This is a genomic window from Rhizobium sp. PL01 (assembly GCF_033447125.1).
Taxonomy (GTDB): domain Bacteria; phylum Pseudomonadota; class Alphaproteobacteria; order Rhizobiales; family Rhizobiaceae; genus Pararhizobium.
In genome coordinates, this window is the sequence record NZ_JAWQUM010000008.1 from 186,137 (window position 1) to 206,913 (window position 20,777).

Genomic DNA, 20,777 nt, shown 5'->3' on the forward strand with positions numbered 1-20,777 from the left:
GATCAGTTACCCTCGAAACCGGTGAGCACGCTGACAGCATTGACGCCGATCTCGGCGACGGCATAGCCACCTTCCATCACAAACAATGTTGGCAGGTTCAACCGGGCGATACGTTCGCCGATTCTCGGGAAATCCTCGGTCTTCAATTTGAATTTGCTGATCGGGTCCTTTTCGAATGTATCGACACCGAGCGAGATCACCACCACATCCGGATTGAAGGCGACCAGCTTGCCGCAGGCGTCTTCCAACGCCTGACTCCAACGCTCCCAATCCGTACCGAAGCGCATGGGATAGTTGAGATTGTAGCCCTCGCCTTCGCCGGCCCCACGTTCGTCCGCATGGCCGAGGAAGTAGGGATATTCCTGCATAGGATCGGCATGCAGATTGATCACCTGCACATCGGCGCGGGAATAGAAAATTTCCTGGGTGCCGTTACCGTGATGATAGTCGACGTCAAGGATCGAGACGCGCTTGGCGCCATTGTCGCGGAACCATTGGGCTGCGACTGCAGCATTGTTGATGTAGCAATAGCCACCCATGAACCCGGCGCCAGCATGATGGCCAGGCGGCCGGCAAAGCGCGAATGCGGACCGTTCACCGTCCTGGACAAGGCCGGCAGCCGTCAGCGCCACGTCATGCGAGGATTTGATCGCATCCCAGGACCCTTCGACCGTGCCGCAGCCTGCGTCAAAAGAATAATAGCCGAGAAGACCGTCGATGAATTCCGGCGGCACATCGCCGCGCAGCCCGCGAGTCGGCCACGTAAACGGCAAGGCCGTGCCTGTACGACCTTCCGCCGTCCAGCGTTCCCAGATCGTCGGCAGGAAATCGAGATAGTCCTTGCGATGAATGCGCGCTGCCGTGGTCAGGTCGTGCTCTTCGGGCGCAAGGATTGGTCCCAACCCCACGGTCTTGATGCGCGCGGAGACATACTCGGCGCGCGAGGTCAGTTCGAAACCGGGAACGATGGCGCCAGCAACCAGTTCGAGCTGGTTGGCATGGCCGAGATGACGGGGCGAGAAGACAGTTTTCATGGGAACATCCACCGGCTGGAAACAAAAACGCACCCCGCCGGGATCGGCGGGGTGCGATTGGGGCAGGTTTATTTCTGAAGCTCGGTCCAGATCTTGGTGTAGAGCTCCTGGACTTCCGGCGGGCAGGTCTGCGAGGGAACGCCGACCGAAGCAAATTCGGCCGGGATGTCGATTTCAGGTGCGCCCTTCATATCTGCAGGCATGAATTCGCCAGAACCGGCAATGCCGTTGGCATAGCGGTGGAAACCCGAATTCATCCCGGCATTCTGCGGATCCATCATGAAGTTCTGGAAGAGCTTGGCGTTCTCGACGTTCTTGGCGTCCTTCAGAACCGCAAGATTGTCGCTCCAATTAACGTAGCCCTCTTTCGGATAGCCGAACTTGATGGCAGGATTGGCCAGGCGCTGACGGAAGGCAGAACCGTTCCAGTCACTGGAAGCGGCAAAATCGCCTGATCCCATTTTCTGAATGGTCCCGTATTCCATCGCCACCCAGTTCGGCTTGGCCTTGACCAGGGTATCACGCACCTTCTTGAGGACAGTGAGGTCGCCCGTGCATTTCTTGCCACCATTGTAGAGCACCGCAGCATCGATCACGTCGGTCATTTCAGGAACGACGTTGACCTTGCCTTTCAGCTCGTCCGGAGTGTCGAAGACGATGCCCCAGGTATTGATATCGCCCTTGTAGACATCAGTGTTGACCACGACACCAACGATACCCATAGCCCATGGGACAGTATATTTTCGGCCAGGATCGAACTCGGGATTCTGCCATTCCTTGGCGACGTGGCTGAAATTCTCCATCTTACCCGGATCAGTCTCGAGGAAGAGGCCCTCGGAAATCCAGATCGGAATGTAGTTCTGCGACGGGACGACCATGTCGAAGCCCGAACCACCCTGGCGGACCTTGGCAAGCGCCGTGTCGTTGGAATCGTAATCGGTGATCGTTACCTTGACCTTGTACTGGTCCTCGAATTTCTTGATCATCTCGGGGCTGGTGTAATTGCCCCAGTTGTAGATGTTGAGTTCGCCTTCCGCCCGGGCAAGGCCGGTGGAGGCGAGGAGCGCGGCCGTCACGGCCATGATCGCGGTCATCCGTTTCATGATGCTGTTCCCTTTTCTTTCGTTAGACACGTTTTTTGTTGACGACGAAGAAGACGATGACGACACAGACCGACAGGAGCAGGAACAGCGTCGAGATCGCGTTCATTTCCGGCGTGATGGAGCGGCGAATCTGGCCGAGCATGTAGGTCGGAAGCGTATCCTGGCCGGCCGACTTGACGAATTCGGTAATGACCACATCGTCGAGCGAAATCACGAAGGCCAGCATGAAACCAGCGAGAATACCCGGCCAGAGCAGCGGCAGGGTAACGTAGCGGAAAGCGTTCCATGGGGTCGCGTAGAGATCGGCAGCCGCCTTCTCCAGCGTCAGGTCCATATTCTCCAGCCGCGCCCGGATCGGCAGATAGGCAAACGGGATGCAGAACGCGGTATGGGCGGCGATCAGATAGCCAAGCCCGGAATAACCGGTCCAGATTTTGACGCGGGCAAAGAAGATCAGCAGTGCGACCGCGGTGACGATTTCCGGGATCATCAAGGGCTGGTTAATGAAGGCATATTTCAGCGTTAGGCCGCGATAAGGCTCCGTCCGGGTCGTCGCCAGCGCCGCCATGGTGGCTGCAATGGTCGCAACGACCGCGGCAAACGAAGCGATCTGCAGCGAGCGGATAGAAGCGTCGATCACCTGCTGGTTTTGAAAGGCCTTGGTGAACCAGCGCAGCGAAATCCCGTCGAAGGAAGCGAGCGATTCTCCCGCGTTGAACGAATAGAAGACCAGCACCGCGATCGGCAGGTAGAGCGCAAAGAAACAGGCCATCGCAATCGCGGTAAAACCGCGCTGACGCCGGATAGAGAATGTTCTAGCCATGCCGGCTCCCTTGAGATCCCGCATTTCGAACATAGACAAGCAACGCCGCCATGACGATCAGCATCAGCGTGATCGACAGCGCCGATCCAAGCGGCCAATTCCGGCCCTGGCCGAACTGCAGTTCGATCAGGTTGCCGAGCATCATGTTCTTGCCGCCGCCGAGAATGCTCGGCGTGACATAGGCGCCCAATGCAGGGATGAAGACGAGGATCGAGCCGGCGATGATGCCGGGTTTGACCAGCGGAATGATGATTTTCCGCAGGACTTTGAAGGGCGTGGCATAGAGATCGTAGCCCGCTTCCACCAACCGGAAATCCAGCTTTTCCATGCTGGCATAGAGCGGCAGAACCATCAGCGGCAGATAGACATAGACCATGCCGGTCAGGATCGCGCCATCGGTGAAGAGCATCTGGATCGGCCTTGCAATCAAGCCGAACTTCAACAGCAGACCGTTGATCAGCCCTTCATTGCGGATGACTTCGAGGATGGCGAACGTGCGGATGAGAAGGTTTGTCCAGAACGGAATGGTAATCAGCAGCAGCCAGAGTTCCCGATTTTTTTCAGGGCGCGTGGCAATGAAATAGGCGGTGGGGAACCCGACTAGCAGGGTCAAAACCGTCGTTGCCAGCGACAGCATGACGGAGCGCATGAAAATCGACACATGCGCATCGGCCAGCGAGAAGGTGCCGTCGAAGATATCCTTCTCCATGATGACGCCGGTCCAGCCCTCAAACGAAGGCAACCATTGCACATCGCCATAAGGACCGGGCGCCAGGAAAGAATAGACGAGAACGATCAGCAAAGGACCGGTTGATGCGACCAGGATGATCAGCAGGGCGGGAAGCGAGAGCAGCCACCGTTTCCGGATATCCCTGCTCTTTTCCGCTTCGATCGTCCCCGGCATGTCAGTCATCTCAGTTCCTCAATACCCGGGCGGCATTGGCTTCGAGCGCGATGCCAACCGTGTCGCCCGGGTTGAACCGCGCACCCTGTAGCGGCTTGTTCTGCTCCCGCAGGGTAAACAGCGTCTCGCCGTCGGAAAGGCGGACGTGGTAATGCGTATCCGTCCCGAAATAGACGACGTTTTCGAGCGTGCCGGTCATCTGGCTGGCGTCCGCACGGTCCGGTGCGCAGAGCGCTGCATGCTCCGGCCTCAGAACTACGGTGACCTCGCCTTCGGCATGGAAATCCTGTGGTACCGTTGCCGAAATGCGACCGGCGACCGGCGTGTCGACATCGGCGATGCCGTCTGTCACCGAGCTGATCCGGCCCTTGAGAAAATTGGTCTCGCCGATGAAATCGGCGACGAAACGGTCCGCCGGAGCATCATAGATCTCCCTGGGATTGCCGACTTGCAGGATTTTGCCCGACGACATCACGGCGATGCGGTCCGACATGGTCAACGCCTCTTCCTGGTCATGGGTGACGAAGATGAAGGTGATGCCGGTTTCCGCCTGCAGGCGCTTCAGCTCGATCTGCATGTCCTTGCGCAGCTTGTAGTCCAGCGCTGACAGCGGCTCATCGAGAAGCAGCACCTTCGGCTGGGGTGCCAAGGCGCGGGCAAGCGCGACGCGTTGCTGCTGCCCACCCGAAATCTGGCTTGTGCGCCGGCCGGCAAGCGCTTCCATGCGCACCAGCTTCAGCATCGCGTCGACGCGGTCCTTGATTTCCTGCTTCGGCTTGCCGAGCATCATCAGTCCGAAGCCGATATTTTCCGCCACCGTCATGTGTGGAAACAAGGCGTAACTTTGGAAAACCGTGTTGATCGGCCGCTTGAAGGGAGGCATGGCGGCGATATTTTCGCCGTTCAGCATGATCTCACCGGACGTCGGGAATTCGAAACCGGCGATCAGTCGCAGCAGTGTGGTCTTGCCGCAACCGGAAGGCCCGAGAAGCGTGAAAAACTCGTTCTGGCGGATCGATACCGATGTGTTGTCGACGGCAGCGAACGCAAACTCGCCAAAGCCGAATATCTTAGAAACATGGCGGATTTCGACCGCGTTCAATTCCGCCATTTGCGGCCCAATACCCGTTGCATGAAGCTGTTCCCGCCTTTTCGGCTTTGCGCTAGGTGACCACAGTGCCTGTGCGTTGACAACACCATTTCTAATATTTTGATCAAAAAATTAGCGAGAAGAGAAACTGATACGCCCGCCGCAAATTGTGGTGGTGGGTTGGATCTTCTGCAACTCATCGGGACTCGCTGCCTCGATATCACCGTTCAGCACGACGATATCGGCAAGGTAACCTGCACGGATCCTTCCCTTGCGGTCCTCCTTGAATTCGGCATAGGCTCCTTCGACGCAATAGGCCGAAAGCGCTTCCATCAGGGAGAAAGACTGATCCGGGTCGCTCTCTGCCCAGCGCTTTCGCGTCACAGCCGCATCAATGCCGATGATCGGATCGATCGGTGACACCGGCCAGTCTGAGGCAAAGCAGATATGCGCACCAGCATCCTTCAGCGTACGCCAGGCATAGCTGACGGGCCAGCGTTCCCGGCCGATACGCGATACGGTCGGCTCCAGCGGCACGCCGGCACAACCGGGTGGATGCGGCGGCTGCATCGACGCAATGACGCCGAGTTCGGCAAACCGGGCGATATCATCCGGATGTACCACTTCGATATGTTCGACGCGATGGCGGCTGTCGCGGACGCCATTTTGCACGCGTGCTGCCTCATACCCGTCGAGCACGGCCCGCACCGCGCCATCGCCGATCGCATGAACTGCAATCTGTAGCCCGCGCCGGTCCGCCTCCACCGCAACCTCGCGGAACGTTTCCGGCGTGAAGAGCCCCTCGCCGCAATCGCCCGGCTTGTCGGCGTAAGCCTCGACCATCACCGCGGTCCAGCTGTCGAGCACGCCATCGTAGAACATCTTGACGACGCCCGACGACAGCCAGTCGGTGTCGAACCGGCGGGCAAGTTCCGAGGCCTTTTCGAGCATATCGATTGACATGAAATTCTTGAAATGGAAGGGAATGATCACACGGCACGGCAGGTTGCCATCCTCCTTCTCGATCGCCGCAAGCAGCTCCAGCTGGTAGAGATTGCCGTCCATGTTCTGAATGGTGGTGATGCCGTGGCGAGAGCAATAGTCGAGGCCGCGCCGCATCACGGTTACATCCTGCGCCCATTCTGCTTCGTTCGGATAAGGATCAGGCTCTCCTCCGGTCGATAGGCCGAGACGATAGCGATCGAAACCACCGGCTGCCTGCAGCGGGCTGAACGCCTCCATCTCCCGCAGCTCTCCGGTCGCCAGACCATCCAGGCCGACGACCACCTCGTTGCCGGGTCCAAGCGCGGCGCCCTGCAGCATACCGACCATTTCGAGCGCCTTGGTATTGGCCCAGGCGGTGTGATGATCAGGGGCAAACAAAACCAGCGGCTGGTAAGCAAGGATCGCATCGAGATGATGGCGTGTCAGCCGCTCGCTATCGCCGAGGATCGTGTAGTCAACACCTTGCGCAAACAGGACCTTTTCTGCGGCCCGCGTCGCGGCGTAGGAGCGCACAGCCTCGGTCAGGGCTGCCAGCCCGCTGACACCAGCAAGCTGGAGATGGTCGAGTTCGGCGGCGCCTGAAAACAGGTGCATGTGGTTTTCAGAAAAACCCGGAAGCACCGTGCCTCCGTCCGCATCGATCACCTGCGTATCCGCACCTCGAAATGGCTCCATCTGCGCGGCCGCGCCGACCGCCAGGATATGACCCGCCGCCATCGCCACCGCCTCGGCGCGGGGCCGATCCTCATCCAACGTCAAAACGCGAGCATTGAGAATGATGATATTGGCGGTCTGCGTCATGATGCTACTCGCTGCTTGCCAGGAAGAATGGAGCGCGAGCTAAGCCGATCCGGCCGCGCAATACAACGGGGGGGCAAAAATGTTTCCTCACCATCCCTCTGAAAGCACACGCTCCAGCATGTCGGCAAAGAAATCGGCGCTCCCCAGCGACAGGCAGAGCGGCGGCTTGATCTTCAGCACGTTCAGATAATCGCCGGTCGGCTGCATGATAACGCCGAGTTGCAGCAGCCGGTCGCAGATAACAGCCGTTTGCGCGGTTGCGGGCGCAAGCGTCTCGCGATCAAGAACGAACTCCAGCCCAAGATAGAGACCCATGCCATGAACGGCGCCGACAAGCGGAAACCGCTGGCCCAATGCCTGGAGACGGCGCTTCAGGTGATCGCCAACGGCACGGGCGTTCTCCTGCAGACCTTCGTCGCGCATGATATCGAGGACCGTCAAACCGACAACGGAACTGACCGGGCTGCCGCCAGCGGAGGAGAAGAAATAGCCCTCCTTCTCCAGCGCATCGGCAATTGCCTTCGTGGTGATGACGGCACCAAGCGGATGGCCATTGCCCATGCCCTTGGCGACAGTGATGATATCGGGGACCACGCCCTGCTCTTCAAAACCCCAGAAGTGATGCCCGAGCCGGCCGTAGCCAACCTGCACCTCATCGGCGATACAGACGCCACCGCGAGCCCGGACCAAAGCGTAGATGTCCTTGAGATAACCCGGCGGTAGCGGAATCCCGCCGGCATTGCCATAGACGCATTCGCAGATGAAACCGGCCAATCCCTCGCCACCGCCGTCCAGTTTTTCCAGCACCGGTATGAGGGCGTCAACATAAGCAGCAGTTGAACCCGGCCCGCGAAACGGGCCGCGATAGGTATTCGGCGATATCACAGGGTACACCCAGTCAGGCCGCGTTGTAAGCGCCTGCGGATTGTCGGCGATCGAGGTGGAGACGGCATCGCTGGCCACCGACCAGCCATGATAGCCTTCCAACAGGCAGAGCATGTTGCGCGCGCCACTGGCTGCCCAGGCGAGCCTGAGCGCCAGATCATTGGCCTCCGAGCCGCTATTGACCAGAAACACCGTATCCAGCCCCTCAGGAGCGAGAGCGGCCAGCCTCTCGGAAAATTCCGCAACGGAAGCATAGTGGAACCGGGAATTGGTGTTCAGCCTTTGCCACTGCCGGTGCACGGCATCGGCCAGACGCGGATGGCCGTGGCCAAGGATGGTGACATTGTTGACCATGTCGAGATAGGCGCGTCCTTCGACATCGATCATATGTTCGCGCAAACCACGTTCGATCTGCGGCGGTGTCTCGTAATAGTTCTTCTGCGGCTTGGCGAAATGGTTTTGGCGGCGAGCCAGAAGCGTTGCGCTCTGCGGCATCGGTGCATCGCAGTCGAAACCGAGAAGCTTTGCCGGTGATGGGCATAGAACTTTCCACGCGGCGGCGTGATTGGGTGAGACGAATGGCGGCGGGACGATGTCCTTGTCGCGGCAGAGCTGGACGCGCAGCACGCCGTTTTCACCGGCCGAGCCAGCGACCAGGCCAAGCGGCTGACCGGGATGAATGAAATCGTCCGGACCGGGCAAGGCATCGATGCCGGCCAGATGCAAGGCGGCATCCCGCCCCATCAGTATCAGGCCGCCATCCGTGAATTTCAGAATGCCGCCGAAAGGCGCCGACACGCTGGTGCCTGCCGGCAGGACCAGATCGACATGAAGAGTGCATGTTTCCGTAGGCTGCGGTGAGCGCAGCACGGTGCGGTTCAACCGGTATTCGCCGTACCGCGTCGAGACGGCTGCGTTTTCCCGGGATGCCTCCAAAAGCAGCCGGTCTTCGAGACCCGGTTGCGGCCATTGAACGCCGTCGAACAGGTCACTTTGTGAGTCCAATTCAATCACAGCGATCCCGGATACTTCGATTTCCGGCAGCAGGCGCTCGCCGGTGATCGCGGCTCCGGGATCGTCCAGTTGGCCAACGGCCTCAAGGATGGCAATTTCCATCACGGCTGACGGCACCGAAACGGCAACGTCGAAAATCTGCCGTTCGTGGTCGATATTGCCGCTGACATAGCCGTTGTCCGGGTCGAGCGCGAGTTGCTGCTCGCTGCTTGCTTCCAGCACGGCGGCACGTGCCACGATCAGCGGCCAGAGTGCGCGTAGTTCCGCCGCGGTGAGTGGAAAAACATCGTGGAACGCCTTGATCGCCGGCAGGATGATGGTGGGGTCGCCATCGGCATGATGCAGCAGCGAGGCGCAGGTGACGGCAAGATCGGCGACAAGCCAGCCATTGATGACATCGCCGAAATCGATGACGCCATCCGGGATCAACTGGCCACTTTCGTTCGGCAGGCTGACGACATTGTCATCCGTGATGTCATGATGAATGGCCTGTTGCCGCAGCTCCGGCTTCAGCCCGTCGAGCCGGCGCATGGCTGCATCCATTGCGCGGCCGATGCGCTGTTTACGATCCGCATCTTTTACCGCCGACAGGAGATGGCCGACAACCGGTTCGGCGTTTCGCAGATCCCATTGCAGGTCCCGAGACAGGCCGGGATGCGTGAAATCAGCCAACGCCAGTGCCAACCGGCCGCCCAGTGTACCGAGGGCTGCAACCGTGACAGTTGGCAAATGTTTGCGCTGGGTCAGCGGCTGACCGTCGATATAGTCGAGCAGGCGAATCTGATAATCCTCACCGCGCACCGTGACGAGCAGGATGTCCGCGCCATTGCCGGCCGCAACGACTTTCGGCACGCGAGGCACATCGGCCTTGCCGGCGATATGGCGCAAAGCGGCATTCTGCGCTTCAAGCTCGATAGTTGCATAGTCGGCGCGGCAGATTTTCAAGACGAAACGGCCGCTGGCCGCTTCGATGCGATAATTGCGGTCCTGCTGGCTGCCGAGTTCAGTGATCGGGCCGGACAGGCCGTAATGAGCGGCAATAAGGCTCGCGGCGTCTTCAGCATTCACATCAGGCCGCGACAATTCCGCTCGCCGCAAAAAAGCATATTCCAATCTCTCGCCCCCCGGAATCAGATCGCCGGCAGATTGGCACAACCATGTATGAACGCGAATGACAAATTGGAGCGTGCGGTACCGGAAGTTTCAGGCGGGCGACGGCACCCCACCGCAGGAGAAGTGGCATCCAACGCAGAAACGCCCGCTGCGAGGCAACGGGCGTTTCGGGAAATTTCGCTGGAGGCGTTGTTTTTAAGCGATTAGCGAGCGACCGAGGCGCGGGCGATGCTCTGGATGTCGGCACGGTCGATGCCGAGGTCGCGCAGTTCGCGCGAGGTCATACGGCCAAGTTCGGTGACCGTCTGACGGTACTTGCGCCAATTGTTGAAAGAGCGTGCTACGTTCATGATAATCCCCTTTCCTAGGGCTTTCCGGGCCCGGCAGCCATTCAGTGGCGCCGTTGTCGTTTTGATGAGCCGTTTATAAGCCTCCTGATTATGGAGTAACAGCGCCAATACTTCAGGACACCCATGCACTAGCTGCATGGTCAACTTCCACCGGAGCAATCCCGCTGGCAGACTGTGGTCTTGAAGCTGGATTGGTATCGCGTTCACTGCCCGCAGCCATGGCATCGCATAGCCGAACACTGGAAACGATTCTTTCCACCTCAGCGGAACTTTACCCATCCCGCCGCGTTCGAGGGATGAGGCAAACAGGAGTTATTGATATGCTCGCAAAGTTTTCCTATCTCGCATTCGGCTTCGTTGTCGGCGCCGGCCTACTGATGTTTATGACGGTGACAGATCATTCCACGGTAGATCACTCCAGGCTTGCGAAAACGAGCCGCCTGAACGGCACTACTGCACCTGCGATTTTTGAAATGGAACGGTTTGGCTAACGCCGACAATTCGCTTTGAACTTGGTCGCGTCGGCTACCCGGCGCGATAGCTACATGTGCGTGCGGTCATGGAAAGATTTCCCGGTGCATCGACAGGAAAAGTCCCTTCAGCTCCGGCTCGCGCACACGACGGGCTGCCTCGACACAAGACACCCACTCGCTAAGCCGCAGGCCTTTCTCCCGAAAGACCGCGCAACTCTCTTGGACATCCAGCAGGTGGACCTGAACGCAACAAGGCGCACGCTGGCCGTTGTCGCACATCTTTAAGTAGGTGAAATATCCGAACGGCTTTTTCTTCGCCTTTCCGCGCACGCCAGCCTCTTCGAAGGCTTCGATCGCGGCGACCTCGTGCGGCTTTTTGCCGGCCATCGGCCAGCCTTTGGGAATAATCCAGCGTCCGCTTTCGCGGCTCGTCACCAACAGAACTTCGAATATGCCGCTATCCCCGCAGGCACGATAGCAAAGCGCCGCGAACTGCTCCCGCATTCGCTCCTTGAACAACGTCCCGGTAAACGGTGCGAGTTCAGATAGAAACGTCGCGGGTTTTTTCGTCGATTTTTTCAGCGCGCTGCCCATGAGGGTCAACCGCCCCTGATCGAAGTTCGCCACACCAGATCGGCATGCAGACGCACCGTATCGTTCTCGGGCTCCGCCGTCTCTGCGACCAGCCACGACACCGCCTCGCGCGCAATGGTGTCCACAGGCTGAGCGAATGTCGTCAGCCCGTAGGATGACCAGGACGCCTGTTCGATATCGTCGAACCCGGCGACACAAATCTGGTCCGGAACAGACATTGAAAACTGGTGCCGGGCGGCATCCATGAAACCACATGCGAGGAGATCGGTGGCACAGAACACCGCGTCCGGACGATCCTTGCGGGTCAGAAGCTGCTGGGCAACGACCCGGCCGCTTTCATACCCCGTATGGCCGAACCGTTCGACAATCACATCCAGACCCAGCGCCTTGGCGGCAGCGACGAAGCCGTGCTCGCGTGCCATCAGGCTTGGTGTTCCCGCCTGCGAATTGGCAAAGGCAAGCTTGCGGCAGCCGGCCCGCACGAACGCTGTCGCAATGCGCGCCGCTGCATCCGCGTCATCGAGATTGATCTTCAGCGGCCCTTCCCGGTCGTCATCCCGGTTGATCAGCACCAGCCGCTGGCCGTTCTTGAGACAGAGATCAGTGATCGATTTGTCCGGTAGGCCGGACAGGATGACCGAGGCATCGGCACGGTAGCGGATCGCCTGCCGCAAAGCGAGATCGACGCTGCCATCCGACCGGTCGGTGTTGATCAACATCGCCACCTTTCCGGAATTCTGCAACTGCTGTGTTAGCGCGCGTAAAAGCGCCGAGCGATAGGGCGTGCCGATCTCCGAAACGATCAGGCAGATGATGCCGCTTTCGTTGCGCATGAGGCCACGGGCCAGATGATTGACGTGGTAGCCGAGCGCCTCGGCGGCATCGAGCACCTTCTGCCGCGTTTTCGGCGAAACGCTGGCGCCCGACGTAAACGTACGGGAAACCGCAGAGCGCGAAACCCCTGCCTTTTCCGCCACTTCCTGGGCACTGACGAATAGTTTTTGTGACACGTTGGAGTCCATCCTCTTGCGTGCAATCTGCACAATTTTGCAATTGCGTGCAAGCGTTCGATCGATCGAAATGTGACAGTTTTATGAAGATTTTGTTTGACAGGCGTTTTCATCTCATGCAGCATTTGCACACGCTTGCAAAGGCGACCGGCGTGGAGGCGCCGCTTCAACAGGAGGAAATTTCATGGGTTCACGATATATTGCCGCCGCAGCATTTGCCGCCGGGACGACACTTTCAGCCTTTTCGGCCCAGGCCGCTGGCGATCTCAACCTGATCTGCTCGGCCGATGTGGTCATCTGCGAGCAGATGAAGGGTGACTTCGAGAAGGTGCACAGCGACATCAAGGTCAACATGGTCCGCCTGTCATCCGGCGAGACCTATGCCAAGATCCGGGCCGAAGCACGCAACCCGAAGACCGATATCTGGTGGGGCGGAACGGGCGATCCGCATCTGCAGGCGGCATCCGAAAACCTGACCCAGGAATACAAGTCGCCTATGCTCGACCAGCTCCAGGATTGGGCCAAGAAACAGGCGGAAAGCGCCGGTTACAAGACGGTCGGCATTTATGCCGGTGCGCTTGGCTGGGGCTACAACACCGAAATCTTCAAAACCAAAGGCTTCACCGAGCCGAAATGCTGGGCGGACCTGCTGAACCCTGCGTTCAAGGGCGAAATCCAGATCGCCAACCCGAACTCGTCCGGCACCGCCTATACGGCGCTCGCTTCGCTGGTCCAGATCATGGGCGAAGATCAGGCCTACGACTACCTGAAGAAGCTCAACGCCAATGTTTCGCAGTACACAAAGTCTGGCTCCGCCCCGGTCAAAGCGGCTGCACGCGGCGAAACGGCAATCGGCATCGTTTTCATGCATGATGCCGTTGCACAGACGGCCGAAGGCTTCCCGATCAAGTCGGTCGCACCTTGCGAAGGTACCGGTTACGAGATCGGCTCGATGTCGATCGTCAAGGGTGCAAAGAACCTCGACAATGCCAAGACCTGGTACGACTGGGCATTGAAGCCAGACGTGCAGTCGCGCATGAAGGATGCGAAATCCTTCCAGCTGCCGTCCAACAAGACAGCCGAAATCCCGAAGGAAGCGCCGCGCTTCGAGGATATCAAGCTGATCGACTACGACTTCAAGACCTATGGCGATCCGGCCAAGCGCAAGGAACTGCTTGAGCGTTGGGACCGCGAAATCAGCGCCAACGCCAACTAAGAGAAACGGGTCAGGCCGGGGTTATCGTTACCACGGCCCGCCCCCAAGTTTCTCCCAGCCGGAGATCGCGCAACCCTCCACAGATTGCGGCGCGGTCTCCGGCCACTCCTAACTCCATATTTTGCATCATAAAAAGGCGCGGGGATCGTCATGGACCATCGCAACCGTAGGCTGGATATTGTCCTCGCACTGGGGATCGCCGCGTTCATTCTCGTTCCGTGGTACCGGATCGAGGGCGGGTTTCTCGGATTTGGCTGGTTTTCCGGCTTTCCAACGGAGGCTTCGGTCGCACCCGGCATCCTGCAGATCCTCAGTCACGGCCGCTGGTGGCTGACCTTTGCAGCGCTGATCATGGCGACTGCGGTCGCGGCGCGGTTTCTCCGCGACCCGATGCAACGCGGAACGATGCTTGCCATCGCCGGGGCCGTCGGCGTCCTCTTCCTAACACTTCAGGGATTGGCGATCGGCTTTTCCGGTTGGACCTGGGCGATCAGCGAAACGCTGTTTGGTGCACTGGCCGACGGGCAACCGTCCATGGGGGCGGGTGCAGTGCTCTCAGCCTTTGCCTTCGTTCTGATCTTTTCCTTCGGCCTTGCCGAACGTGGCGTGATGAAAGGCGATGCTTTTGTCGTCGCCTCGATCGCCATCCTGGTTTTCCTCGTGGCGATCTTCGTGTTCTATCCGGTCGGCAGCATGCTCGTCGGAGCCTTCCAGGATTTTGACGGGTCGTTCAATCCCGACGGTTTTACCCGCAACATTCAGGACAACTCGATCTGGAGCCTCGGCTGCGTGGTCGGCGGTGAACGGTGTGGCGTTGCCTGGCGCACACTTTGGCTGGCATTGATGACAGCAGGCGGCTCAACCATCATGGGCCTGGCCTTCGCTCTCGTCGCTACCCGCACGCGGTTCCCCTACAAGAAGGGGCTGCGGCTTTTGACGGTGCTGCCGATCATCACTCCGCCCTTCGTCATTGGCCTTGCGCTGACGCTGCTCTTTGGCCGCGCCGGCGTCGTCACGCTCGGCCTTTCCGACCTCTTCGGCATCGAACCCGGCCGCTGGCTCTATGGCCTGACCGGCATCTGGATTGCCCAGGTCCTGTCCTTCACGCCGATCTCCTTCCTTGTGCTTATCGGCGTCGTCGAAGGTGTCAGCCCGTCGATGGAAGAGGCGTCCCAGACACTCCGGGCCGACCGCTGGCGCACCTTCTGGCGCGTTTCGCTGCCATTGATGAAACCGGGCATCGCCAATGCGTTCCTGATCGGCTTCATCGAAAGTATGGCCGACTTCGGCAATCCACTGGTGCTCGGCGGCAGCCACGGCGTTCTTTCGACTGAAATCTTCTTTGCCGTGGTCGGCTCGCAGAACGACCCGTCGCGCGCCGCCGTGCTTGCTATCATCCTGCTCTGCTTCACGCTGACGGCATTCCTTGCCCAGCGCTACTGGCTGGCTGGCAAGAATTTCGCCACCGTCACCGGCAAGGGTGACAGCGGTTCACATATCGCCTTGCCGCGCCCGGTTTCCATTGCCGTGCACGCCATGGTCATCCCGTGGATGATCTTCACGGTCGTGATCTACGGCATGATCCTGTTCGGCGGCTTCGTGAAGACCTGGGGGCTGGACAACTCATTGACCCTTGAACATTACGCCCGCGCCTTCTCTGTTGAAGTCCGCGATGGAGCGCTGGCCTGGACCGGTGTGGCCTGGAATTCCTTCTGGACGACGATCGAGATCGCGTTGATCTCGGCACCGCTGACCGCGGCTGTTGGCCTTTTGACGGCCTATCTCATCGTTCGCCAGAGATTCGCCGGCCGCAATATCTTCGAATTCGCCTTGATGATGAGCTTTGCCATTCCCGGCACAGTCATCGGCATCAGCTACATCATGGCCTTCAACCTGCCGCCGCTGGAAATGACCGGTACGGCACTCATCCTGATTGCCTGCTTCGTCTTCCGCAACATGCCGGTCGGCGTGCGCGGCGGCGTGGCGGCGATGAGCCAGCTCGACAAGAGCCTCGACGAAGCGTCGCTCACCCTGCGCGCCACCAGTTTCCGGACGATCCGCAAGGTCATCCTGCCGCTGTTGCGCCCGGCGATCACGGCAGCCTTGGTCTATTCCTTTGTGCGGGCCATCACCTCGATCAGCGCCGTCATCTTCCTCGTCAGCGCCGAGTACAACATGGCGACCTCCTATATCGTCGGCCTCGTCGAAAACGGCGAATATGGCGTGGCAATCGCCTATTCCTCCATGCTGATCGTGGTGATGATCGTCGTTATCGCCGGCTTCCAGTTTCTCGTCGGAGAACGCCGGTTGCGGCGCGAAAACCGTGTCGCTGGCGTCACCACAGCCCCTTCCCTTTCCCTCGGTCAGGAGAAAACCGTATGATTACCCCCCGCTCCGGCTCGGTCGTCTTTCAGAATATCAAGAAGCAGTTTGGCGCCTTTACCGCCATTCACGACCTGTCGCTGACCATAGAACCCGGCCAGTTGGTCACGCTGCTTGGGCCCTCCGGCTGCGGCAAGACCACGACGCTGCGTATGCTGGCCGGCCTCGAACATCCTAGCTCCGGCAGGATTCTCATCGGCGGCAAGGACGTGACCATGCTGCCGGCCAATGAACGCGACGTCTCGATGGTGTTCCAGTCCTATGCGCTGTTTCCGCACATGAGTTCGCTCGACAATGTTGCCTATGGTCTGGAATCCTCGGGGCTCAAAAAGAAAGAAGCCCGCGAACGGGCGGAGGAAGGTCTGAAGCTGGTCGGTCTCGGCGGCATGGGCGGGCGGCTCCCGGCCGAGCTGTCCGGTGGCCAGCAGCAGCGCGTCGCCGTTGCCCGCGCCCTCGTACTCGAACCGCAGGTCCTGTTGCTCGACGAACCGCTCTCCAACCTCGACGCCCGGCTGCGCCGCCAGGTGCGCACCGAAATCCGCGATCTGCAGCAGCGCCTCGGCTTTACCGCCGTCTACGTCACCCATGATCAGGATGAGGCGCTCGCCGTCTCTGACCGCATCGTCATCATGAAGGACGGCGTGATCGCGCAGGAAGGTTCGCCCCGCGATCTCTACGAGGCACCGGCGTCTGCCTTCATCGCCGATTTCATGGGCGAGGCAAATGTTGTGGCCTGCGATGTCATCAGCGTCGATGGTGCCGATGCAACGATCCGTATCGGTGCGCTCGAACATCGCGTACCGAGCCGCAATGCCAGACCCGGACCGGCAAAGCTGGCCGTCCGGCCGAACTCGATTACGCTCGAACCGGCATCAGGCGCTGCCTTTCCCGGTCAGATTACCCATGCCGCCTATCTTGGCGACCATGTCGAATACGAGGTAGAGACGAGCACAGGCAGGCTTTTTGTCGTCGATCCGGCCGTCGAGCGTGCCTTGGCGCCATCGACGGAAGTCGCCATCGGTTTCAAGGGACGCGGCATCGCCATCATCAACGGCTAAGCCGTTCAGGACTAAAGAAGGACTATTTCATGACATTGCAGATCTCCGGGCTCGACGCGCGTTTCGCGTTGGCACAGGCTATCGCCAAGGAAGCCGGTGCTGTTGCGCTCGACTATTTCAACAGGCGCGAAACGCTTGTGATCGAAACCAAACGCGACCTACAGGACGTCGTCTCGATTGCAGACCGAGACGTCGAGACCATCATTCGCGCCCGCGTTGCCGAAGCGCATCCGGGCGACGGGTTCCTGGGCGAGGAATACGGTCTTGCCAGTGGCGATTCCGGCTATACCTGGGTAGTCGACCCGATCGACGGCACCAGCCCTTTCGTCAACGGCATGCCGAGCTGGTGCGTTTCCATCGCGGTGCTGCATAACACCGAACCGGTGATAGGCGTTATCTACGCGCCCTGTGCCGACGAGCTCTATGCCGGCGCCTCCGGCAAGGGCGCGACGCTCAACGGCCGGGTGCTGACCCTCGACCCCTCCCGCACCATCCGCAACGCGGTCACCGGCCTTGGCGCCAACAGTCATGTGACGCCGGCCTTTGTCGGCAAAATGGTCGAGGACCTTTTGACGGCAGGTGGCAATTTCATCCGCAACGGCTCCGGCGCGCTGATGCTCGCCTATGTCGCCGCCGGCCGGCTGGTCGGTTACTATGAACCCTATATGCACGCCTGGGACTGCCTTGCCGGCTATTGCCTCGTCAAGGAAGCCGGTGGCTGGTATCACCCCTTCCCTGTCGAGGGAGAACAACTGACCAAGGGTTCGCCAGTGTTGGCAACGGCGCCTGGCGCACGAGACGACCTGATGAAAATCGCCGGTCTCTGAAAATTGGAAATGGGGCCGCTCCAGCCGGCGGGGCCCCATTGATGCCGGCAGGTGTCTTCACACGCCGATTTGGCTGCCTGGCAAGGCGCGTGCCGCAGCGCTCAAAAGATCGGTCTGGGAGATCAGTCCAAGAATTTGACGCTCGCTATCAACAATGATGACGGCATGGGCATGCCCGTCGGTCAGGACCGGCAACAGCGAAAATGCCGGATCGCTGTCCGAAGCGATAGCTGCCTTCGACAGGAGGTCGCCGATGCGATCGGCTGCCTTCGAAAGTTCCCGCAACCCAACCGTCCCGCTTAAACGGCCATTCTCATCCGTCACCGGTAGCGTCCGGACGTTGTGCTTCAAAAGCAGCTCTCGCGCCTCGGCCGGATCGGCACTGGCGTCGATGGAGATGACGTCACGGGACATGATGTCAGCGCAGCGGATATCGCCATGCGCGCGGATGGTTGCCTGAAGCTCGACCTGTTGCAGCAAACGGCTGAGATCGCCCCTGTCAATGTCAAAGGTTTCATCGAACGCGGCAAGGGCTGCGTCGAGATCCTCCTCGCGGAAACCGACGCGTAGCGATGCAGGCAGGTCTGCGGTCTGGTGCGTGTTCACGTTCGCTATAGCGGCAACATGCGGATAGTTGCGCCGGGCAAGCTTATGAAACAGCAAGCCGAGTATGACCAGAATACAGGAGTTCAGGCCGACCGGGACAAAGGGAAAGAGCAGGCCCCAGCTGGCAACGACCGGCCCGCCGAGGACGGCGGTGAGAGCCGCAGCCCCACCGGGTGGATGAAGGCAGCGCGTCAGCGACATCGCAGCGATTGCGAGCGAGACGCCGACACCGGAGGCAATGATCGGATCGTGGATCAGAGACGCGGTGATGATGCCCACCAGCGCCGAGATGGTATTACCGCCGACGATCGACCATGGCTGCGCCAAAGGACTGGTCGGGACCGCAAACAACAGCACGGCGGACGCACCCATCGGTGCCACGATCAAAGGCAGATGCGGCCCCTGCCCGAGCAGATAACTGCTGATCAAGCCGGTCAAGCCGATGCCGATCAGTGCGCCGACACACGCAATCAGCCGCTCGCGCAGTGTGGCGCCAGCCAGAATCGGTGCAAACATTCGAAAACGGCCGTCCGATTTTGGCTTTTTGGAATGAGGCATCGGGAAACCGGACACGCCGAAGACGGGATCGGGAGACCGGCGCGCGCGTCATCCCGTTTCCCGGCTATAGGAAAATCATGCGCAAAGCGCAACGGTCAAACGGCAGCAGGCCTTGAGGAACCATGCGGACGGCTGGAAGCCCGGCCGTCCACCTTCGCCTAGTTCTGTTTGGCGGCTTCGGCGAAGAAGCCTTCCGGACTATCGACCTCGACCAGCTTCTTCCTGTCGATCAACCAGAACCGGTTGCCGACCGCACGCACGAAACTGCGGTCATGCGAAACGAAGAGGCAGCTGGCCTGATGCGCCATCAGTTCACCCTCCAGCGCCTCCTGTCCATCGATATCCAGATGGTTGGTCGGCTCGTCGAGCAGGTAGAAGTTCGGATTGGTCAGCCGCAGGATAAGCATGCCGAGCCGAGCCTTCTGGCCACCGGACAGTTGGCCAACTGTCCGGGCTTGAAGCTCGATGCTCATTCCGGCTCCGGCGAGCAAAGCCCGCGCCCGCTGATCGCCGATCTCGAACCGGCGGATGATCGTCCCCATCGGCGTATCGTTATCCCGGAGATCGGCCAAAGCCTGATCACCATAGCCGAGAACCAGCGAAGGCGTCGCCTTGATGCCTTCCTGCGCCGTCTCCGGCTGTTCAATCGCATTGCGCAGCATCGACACCAGGCGGGTCTTGCCAGTGCCGTTTGCGCCGAGCAGCACGATCCGGTCGCCCTGGCAGACGAACTGCTTTCCTGTCCTGAACAACAGAGTGCCATCCGGCGTCTGTACCGCGGCGTCCTCCAGCGTGATCAGCACCTTGGCATGTGTGCCGCGATTGGCAAGCCTGATCGCCCCGGCGGAGCGCTCCAGATGCGCCGGCTTGGCCGCGTCTTCGAGCTTGTCCGCACGCTGCTTCAACTGCTTGGTCTTGATCACCAGCAGATCGCTGCCGGAATTGATGCCGATATTGTTGAGCTTGGCCGCCTGCTTGCGCAATTGATCGGCAACCTTGATATCGCGCTGATAACGGCGCTCGTCGGCAGCATCAGTCTCGTCCAGCGCGATCCGCGCTCGCGAATAGGGCAACGGAAAGATCTGCGATTGCTCGGCGCGAAGAAAGAGCGTGCGGTTGGTGACCGTGTCGAGGAAGGCGCGATCATGGCTGGCAATGATCACAGGCACATCGCGCGGCAGCGCATTCAACCACGCCTCAAGCATGGCGATCTTGCCGAGATCGAGATGGTTGGTCGGCTCGTCGAGCATCAGAACATCCGGCTCGGTCACCCAGACGCGGGCCAGCATGGCGATCCGCTGCCAGCCGCCGCTCAATTGCTTCAGCGGCCTCTGCCGCAAGGCCTCCGGCACATCGAGCTCCTCCAGCACCACGTCGACACGCCAGCTATCACTCTCCTGCTGGTCGGCCGACAGCGCGTCCAGTACGGCCGTATAGAAGGGCAGATCGGACAGGCGCGCGGGGACATTCTGCTCGACATAGCCGACAGTCAGGCCGCGAGCCTTGGTGATCTCGCCTTCGCTCGCCTCCAGCGCACCTGAAATGCAGCGGAACAGAGTCGATTTTCCGCGGCCATTGGCGGCGACGAGGCCGATGCGGTCGCCAGCATTGACGACGATATTGAGCTTGGAGAAAAGCGGGCTGCCCAGCACGATGCCGAGATTGCGGATGTTGATAAGGGTCATAATCTGTCTCTGGTCTTGCCGCACAACCATCCATCGAGGGCTCTCAAGCCATCATCGATGTGATGCGTCGCGCGCAGCGGATTGGAAAATGCAGACAACACAAGCAACGAGGCTCGATACTGCAGTGCCACGAAGGGCAGACCAGAAGACGGTTTTAAGAGAAACGGACTTTGGTCAGCCCTGCAAACGCATTTGCAGGGCGTTGACGGGGCCACGCTGGCGATTGTGCCGGAAAAATGTATTCAT

The 20,777-nt window shown here is 59.9% G+C and carries 17 protein-coding genes; 5 read left to right on the forward strand and 12 right to left on the reverse strand.

Going from position 1 to position 20,777, the window contains the following annotated elements:
* Window positions 1-2: 2 nt before the first annotated feature.
* The 8 genes from R6X40_RS19495 to R6X40_RS19530 form a co-directional block, all read right to left on the reverse strand.
* Window positions 3-1,034 carry a histone deacetylase family protein gene (locus R6X40_RS19495; RefSeq protein WP_318415467.1) on the reverse strand — a complete coding sequence of 344 codons (1,032 nt, stop codon included), beginning with the start codon at window positions 1,032-1,034 and terminating at the stop codon, window positions 3-5.
* Between the two features lie 68 nt (window positions 1,035-1,102).
* Window positions 1,103-2,137: an extracellular solute-binding protein gene (locus R6X40_RS19500; protein ID WP_412178419.1), complete on the reverse strand. Its 1,035-nt coding sequence runs from the start codon at window positions 2,135-2,137 to the stop codon at window positions 1,103-1,105.
* Between the two features lie 22 nt (window positions 2,138-2,159).
* Window positions 2,160-2,960 (reverse strand): ABC transporter permease, encoded by an 801-nt coding sequence (locus R6X40_RS19505; protein ID WP_318415468.1) that lies wholly within the window; start codon window positions 2,958-2,960, stop codon window positions 2,160-2,162.
* The gene (locus R6X40_RS19510; protein ID WP_318415469.1) at window positions 2,953-3,873 is read right to left on the reverse strand and encodes an ABC transporter permease; all 921 of its coding nucleotides are present in this window, start codon (window positions 3,871-3,873) and stop codon (window positions 2,953-2,955) included. Before R6X40_RS19510 ends, R6X40_RS19505 begins: the two co-directional genes overlap by 8 nt.
* Window position 3,874: 1 nt before the next feature.
* Window positions 3,875-4,975, reverse strand: coding sequence for an ABC transporter ATP-binding protein (locus tag R6X40_RS19515; RefSeq protein WP_318415470.1), 1,101 nt, complete (start codon window positions 4,973-4,975; stop codon window positions 3,875-3,877).
* Window positions 4,976-5,086: 111 nt separating this feature from the next.
* On the reverse strand, window positions 5,087-6,760 hold the full coding sequence (locus tag R6X40_RS19520) for an amidohydrolase (protein WP_318415471.1): 1,674 nt from the start codon (window positions 6,758-6,760) through the stop codon (window positions 5,087-5,089).
* Window positions 6,761-6,847: 87 nt separating this feature from the next.
* On the reverse strand, window positions 6,848-9,772 hold the full coding sequence (locus R6X40_RS19525) for an aminotransferase (RefSeq protein WP_318415472.1): 2,925 nt from the start codon (window positions 9,770-9,772) through the stop codon (window positions 6,848-6,850).
* A gap of 203 nt (window positions 9,773-9,975) precedes the next feature.
* Window positions 9,976-10,122, reverse strand: coding sequence for a DUF1127 domain-containing protein (locus R6X40_RS19530; protein ID WP_113243755.1), 147 nt, complete (start codon window positions 10,120-10,122; stop codon window positions 9,976-9,978).
* A 320-nt stretch (window positions 10,123-10,442) separates the two neighbouring features.
* On the opposite strand from R6X40_RS19530, the gene R6X40_RS19535 reads away from it, so the two are divergent.
* Window positions 10,443-10,613 carry a hypothetical protein gene (locus R6X40_RS19535; protein ID WP_318415473.1) on the forward strand — a complete coding sequence of 57 codons (171 nt, stop codon included), beginning with the start codon at window positions 10,443-10,445 and terminating at the stop codon, window positions 10,611-10,613.
* A 66-nt stretch (window positions 10,614-10,679) separates the two neighbouring features.
* Here R6X40_RS19535 and R6X40_RS19540 read toward each other — a convergent pair whose 3' ends face one another.
* A complete protein-coding gene (locus R6X40_RS19540) occupies window positions 10,680-11,198 on the reverse strand; it encodes an NUDIX hydrolase (protein WP_412178426.1) in 519 nt (172 codons plus the stop codon).
* Window positions 11,195-12,199 (reverse strand): substrate-binding domain-containing protein, encoded by a 1,005-nt coding sequence (locus tag R6X40_RS19545; RefSeq protein ID WP_318415475.1) that lies wholly within the window; start codon window positions 12,197-12,199, stop codon window positions 11,195-11,197. The genes R6X40_RS19540 and R6X40_RS19545 overlap by 4 nt, the downstream gene beginning before the upstream one ends.
* A gap of 184 nt (window positions 12,200-12,383) precedes the next feature.
* Between R6X40_RS19545 and R6X40_RS19550 the strand changes: the two genes are divergently transcribed.
* From R6X40_RS19550 to R6X40_RS19565, 4 genes are all read left to right on the forward strand, one after another.
* Complete coding sequence (locus R6X40_RS19550; protein ID WP_318415476.1) at window positions 12,384-13,415, forward strand: ABC transporter substrate-binding protein; 1,032 nt, start codon at window positions 12,384-12,386, stop codon at window positions 13,413-13,415.
* Between the two features lie 150 nt (window positions 13,416-13,565).
* A complete protein-coding gene (locus R6X40_RS19555; RefSeq protein WP_318415477.1) occupies window positions 13,566-15,797 on the forward strand; it encodes an iron ABC transporter permease in 2,232 nt (743 codons plus the stop codon).
* The gene (locus R6X40_RS19560; RefSeq protein ID WP_318415478.1) at window positions 15,794-16,855 is read left to right on the forward strand and encodes an ABC transporter ATP-binding protein; all 1,062 of its coding nucleotides are present in this window, start codon (window positions 15,794-15,796) and stop codon (window positions 16,853-16,855) included. Before R6X40_RS19555 ends, R6X40_RS19560 begins: the two co-directional genes overlap by 4 nt.
* Before the next feature lie 29 nt (window positions 16,856-16,884).
* Window positions 16,885-17,682 carry an inositol monophosphatase family protein gene (locus R6X40_RS19565; RefSeq protein ID WP_318415479.1) on the forward strand — a complete coding sequence of 266 codons (798 nt, stop codon included), beginning with the start codon at window positions 16,885-16,887 and terminating at the stop codon, window positions 17,680-17,682.
* A 57-nt stretch (window positions 17,683-17,739) separates the two neighbouring features.
* Here the strand turns inward: R6X40_RS19565 and R6X40_RS19570 are convergent, their stop codons facing one another.
* Both R6X40_RS19570 and R6X40_RS19575 read right to left on the reverse strand, forming a co-directional pair.
* On the reverse strand, window positions 17,740-18,846 hold the full coding sequence (locus R6X40_RS19570; protein WP_318415480.1) for an HPP family protein: 1,107 nt from the start codon (window positions 18,844-18,846) through the stop codon (window positions 17,740-17,742).
* Window positions 18,847-19,004: 158 nt separating this feature from the next.
* Window positions 19,005-20,531: an ABC-F family ATP-binding cassette domain-containing protein gene (locus R6X40_RS19575; RefSeq protein ID WP_318415481.1), complete on the reverse strand. Its 1,527-nt coding sequence runs from the start codon at window positions 20,529-20,531 to the stop codon at window positions 19,005-19,007.
* Window positions 20,532-20,777 lie beyond the last annotated feature (246 nt).

Excerpts from the sequence above, each read along its gene's own strand:
- R6X40_RS19495 (WP_318415467.1), bottom strand. The coding sequence starts at position 1,034 with ATGAAAACTGTCTTCTCGCCCCGTCATCTCGGCCATGCCAACCAGCTC.
- R6X40_RS19500 (WP_412178419.1), bottom strand. The coding sequence starts at position 2,137 with ATGAAACGGATGACCGCGATCATGGCCGTGACGGCCGCGCTCCTCGCC.
- R6X40_RS19505 (WP_318415468.1), bottom strand. The coding sequence starts at position 2,960 with ATGGCTAGAACATTCTCTATCCGGCGTCAGCGCGGTTTTACCGCGATT.
- R6X40_RS19510 (WP_318415469.1), bottom strand. The coding sequence starts at position 3,873 with ATGACTGACATGCCGGGGACGATCGAAGCGGAAAAGAGCAGGGATATC.
- R6X40_RS19515 (WP_318415470.1), bottom strand. The coding sequence starts at position 4,975 with ATGGCGGAATTGAACGCGGTCGAAATCCGCCATGTTTCTAAGATATTC.
- R6X40_RS19520 (WP_318415471.1), bottom strand. The coding sequence starts at position 6,760 with ATGACGCAGACCGCCAATATCATCATTCTCAATGCTCGCGTTTTGACG.
- R6X40_RS19530 (WP_113243755.1), bottom strand. The coding sequence starts at position 10,122 with ATGAACGTAGCACGCTCTTTCAACAATTGGCGCAAGTACCGTCAGACG.
- R6X40_RS19535 (WP_318415473.1), top strand. The coding sequence starts at position 10,443 with ATGCTCGCAAAGTTTTCCTATCTCGCATTCGGCTTCGTTGTCGGCGCC.
- R6X40_RS19550 (WP_318415476.1), top strand. The coding sequence starts at position 12,384 with ATGGGTTCACGATATATTGCCGCCGCAGCATTTGCCGCCGGGACGACA.
- R6X40_RS19555 (WP_318415477.1), top strand. The coding sequence starts at position 13,566 with ATGGACCATCGCAACCGTAGGCTGGATATTGTCCTCGCACTGGGGATC.
- R6X40_RS19560 (WP_318415478.1), top strand. The coding sequence starts at position 15,794 with ATGATTACCCCCCGCTCCGGCTCGGTCGTCTTTCAGAATATCAAGAAG.
- R6X40_RS19565 (WP_318415479.1), top strand. The coding sequence starts at position 16,885 with ATGACATTGCAGATCTCCGGGCTCGACGCGCGTTTCGCGTTGGCACAG.
- R6X40_RS19570 (WP_318415480.1), bottom strand. The coding sequence starts at position 18,846 with ATGCCTCATTCCAAAAAGCCAAAATCGGACGGCCGTTTTCGAATGTTT.
- R6X40_RS19575 (WP_318415481.1), bottom strand. The coding sequence starts at position 20,531 with ATGACCCTTATCAACATCCGCAATCTCGGCATCGTGCTGGGCAGCCCG.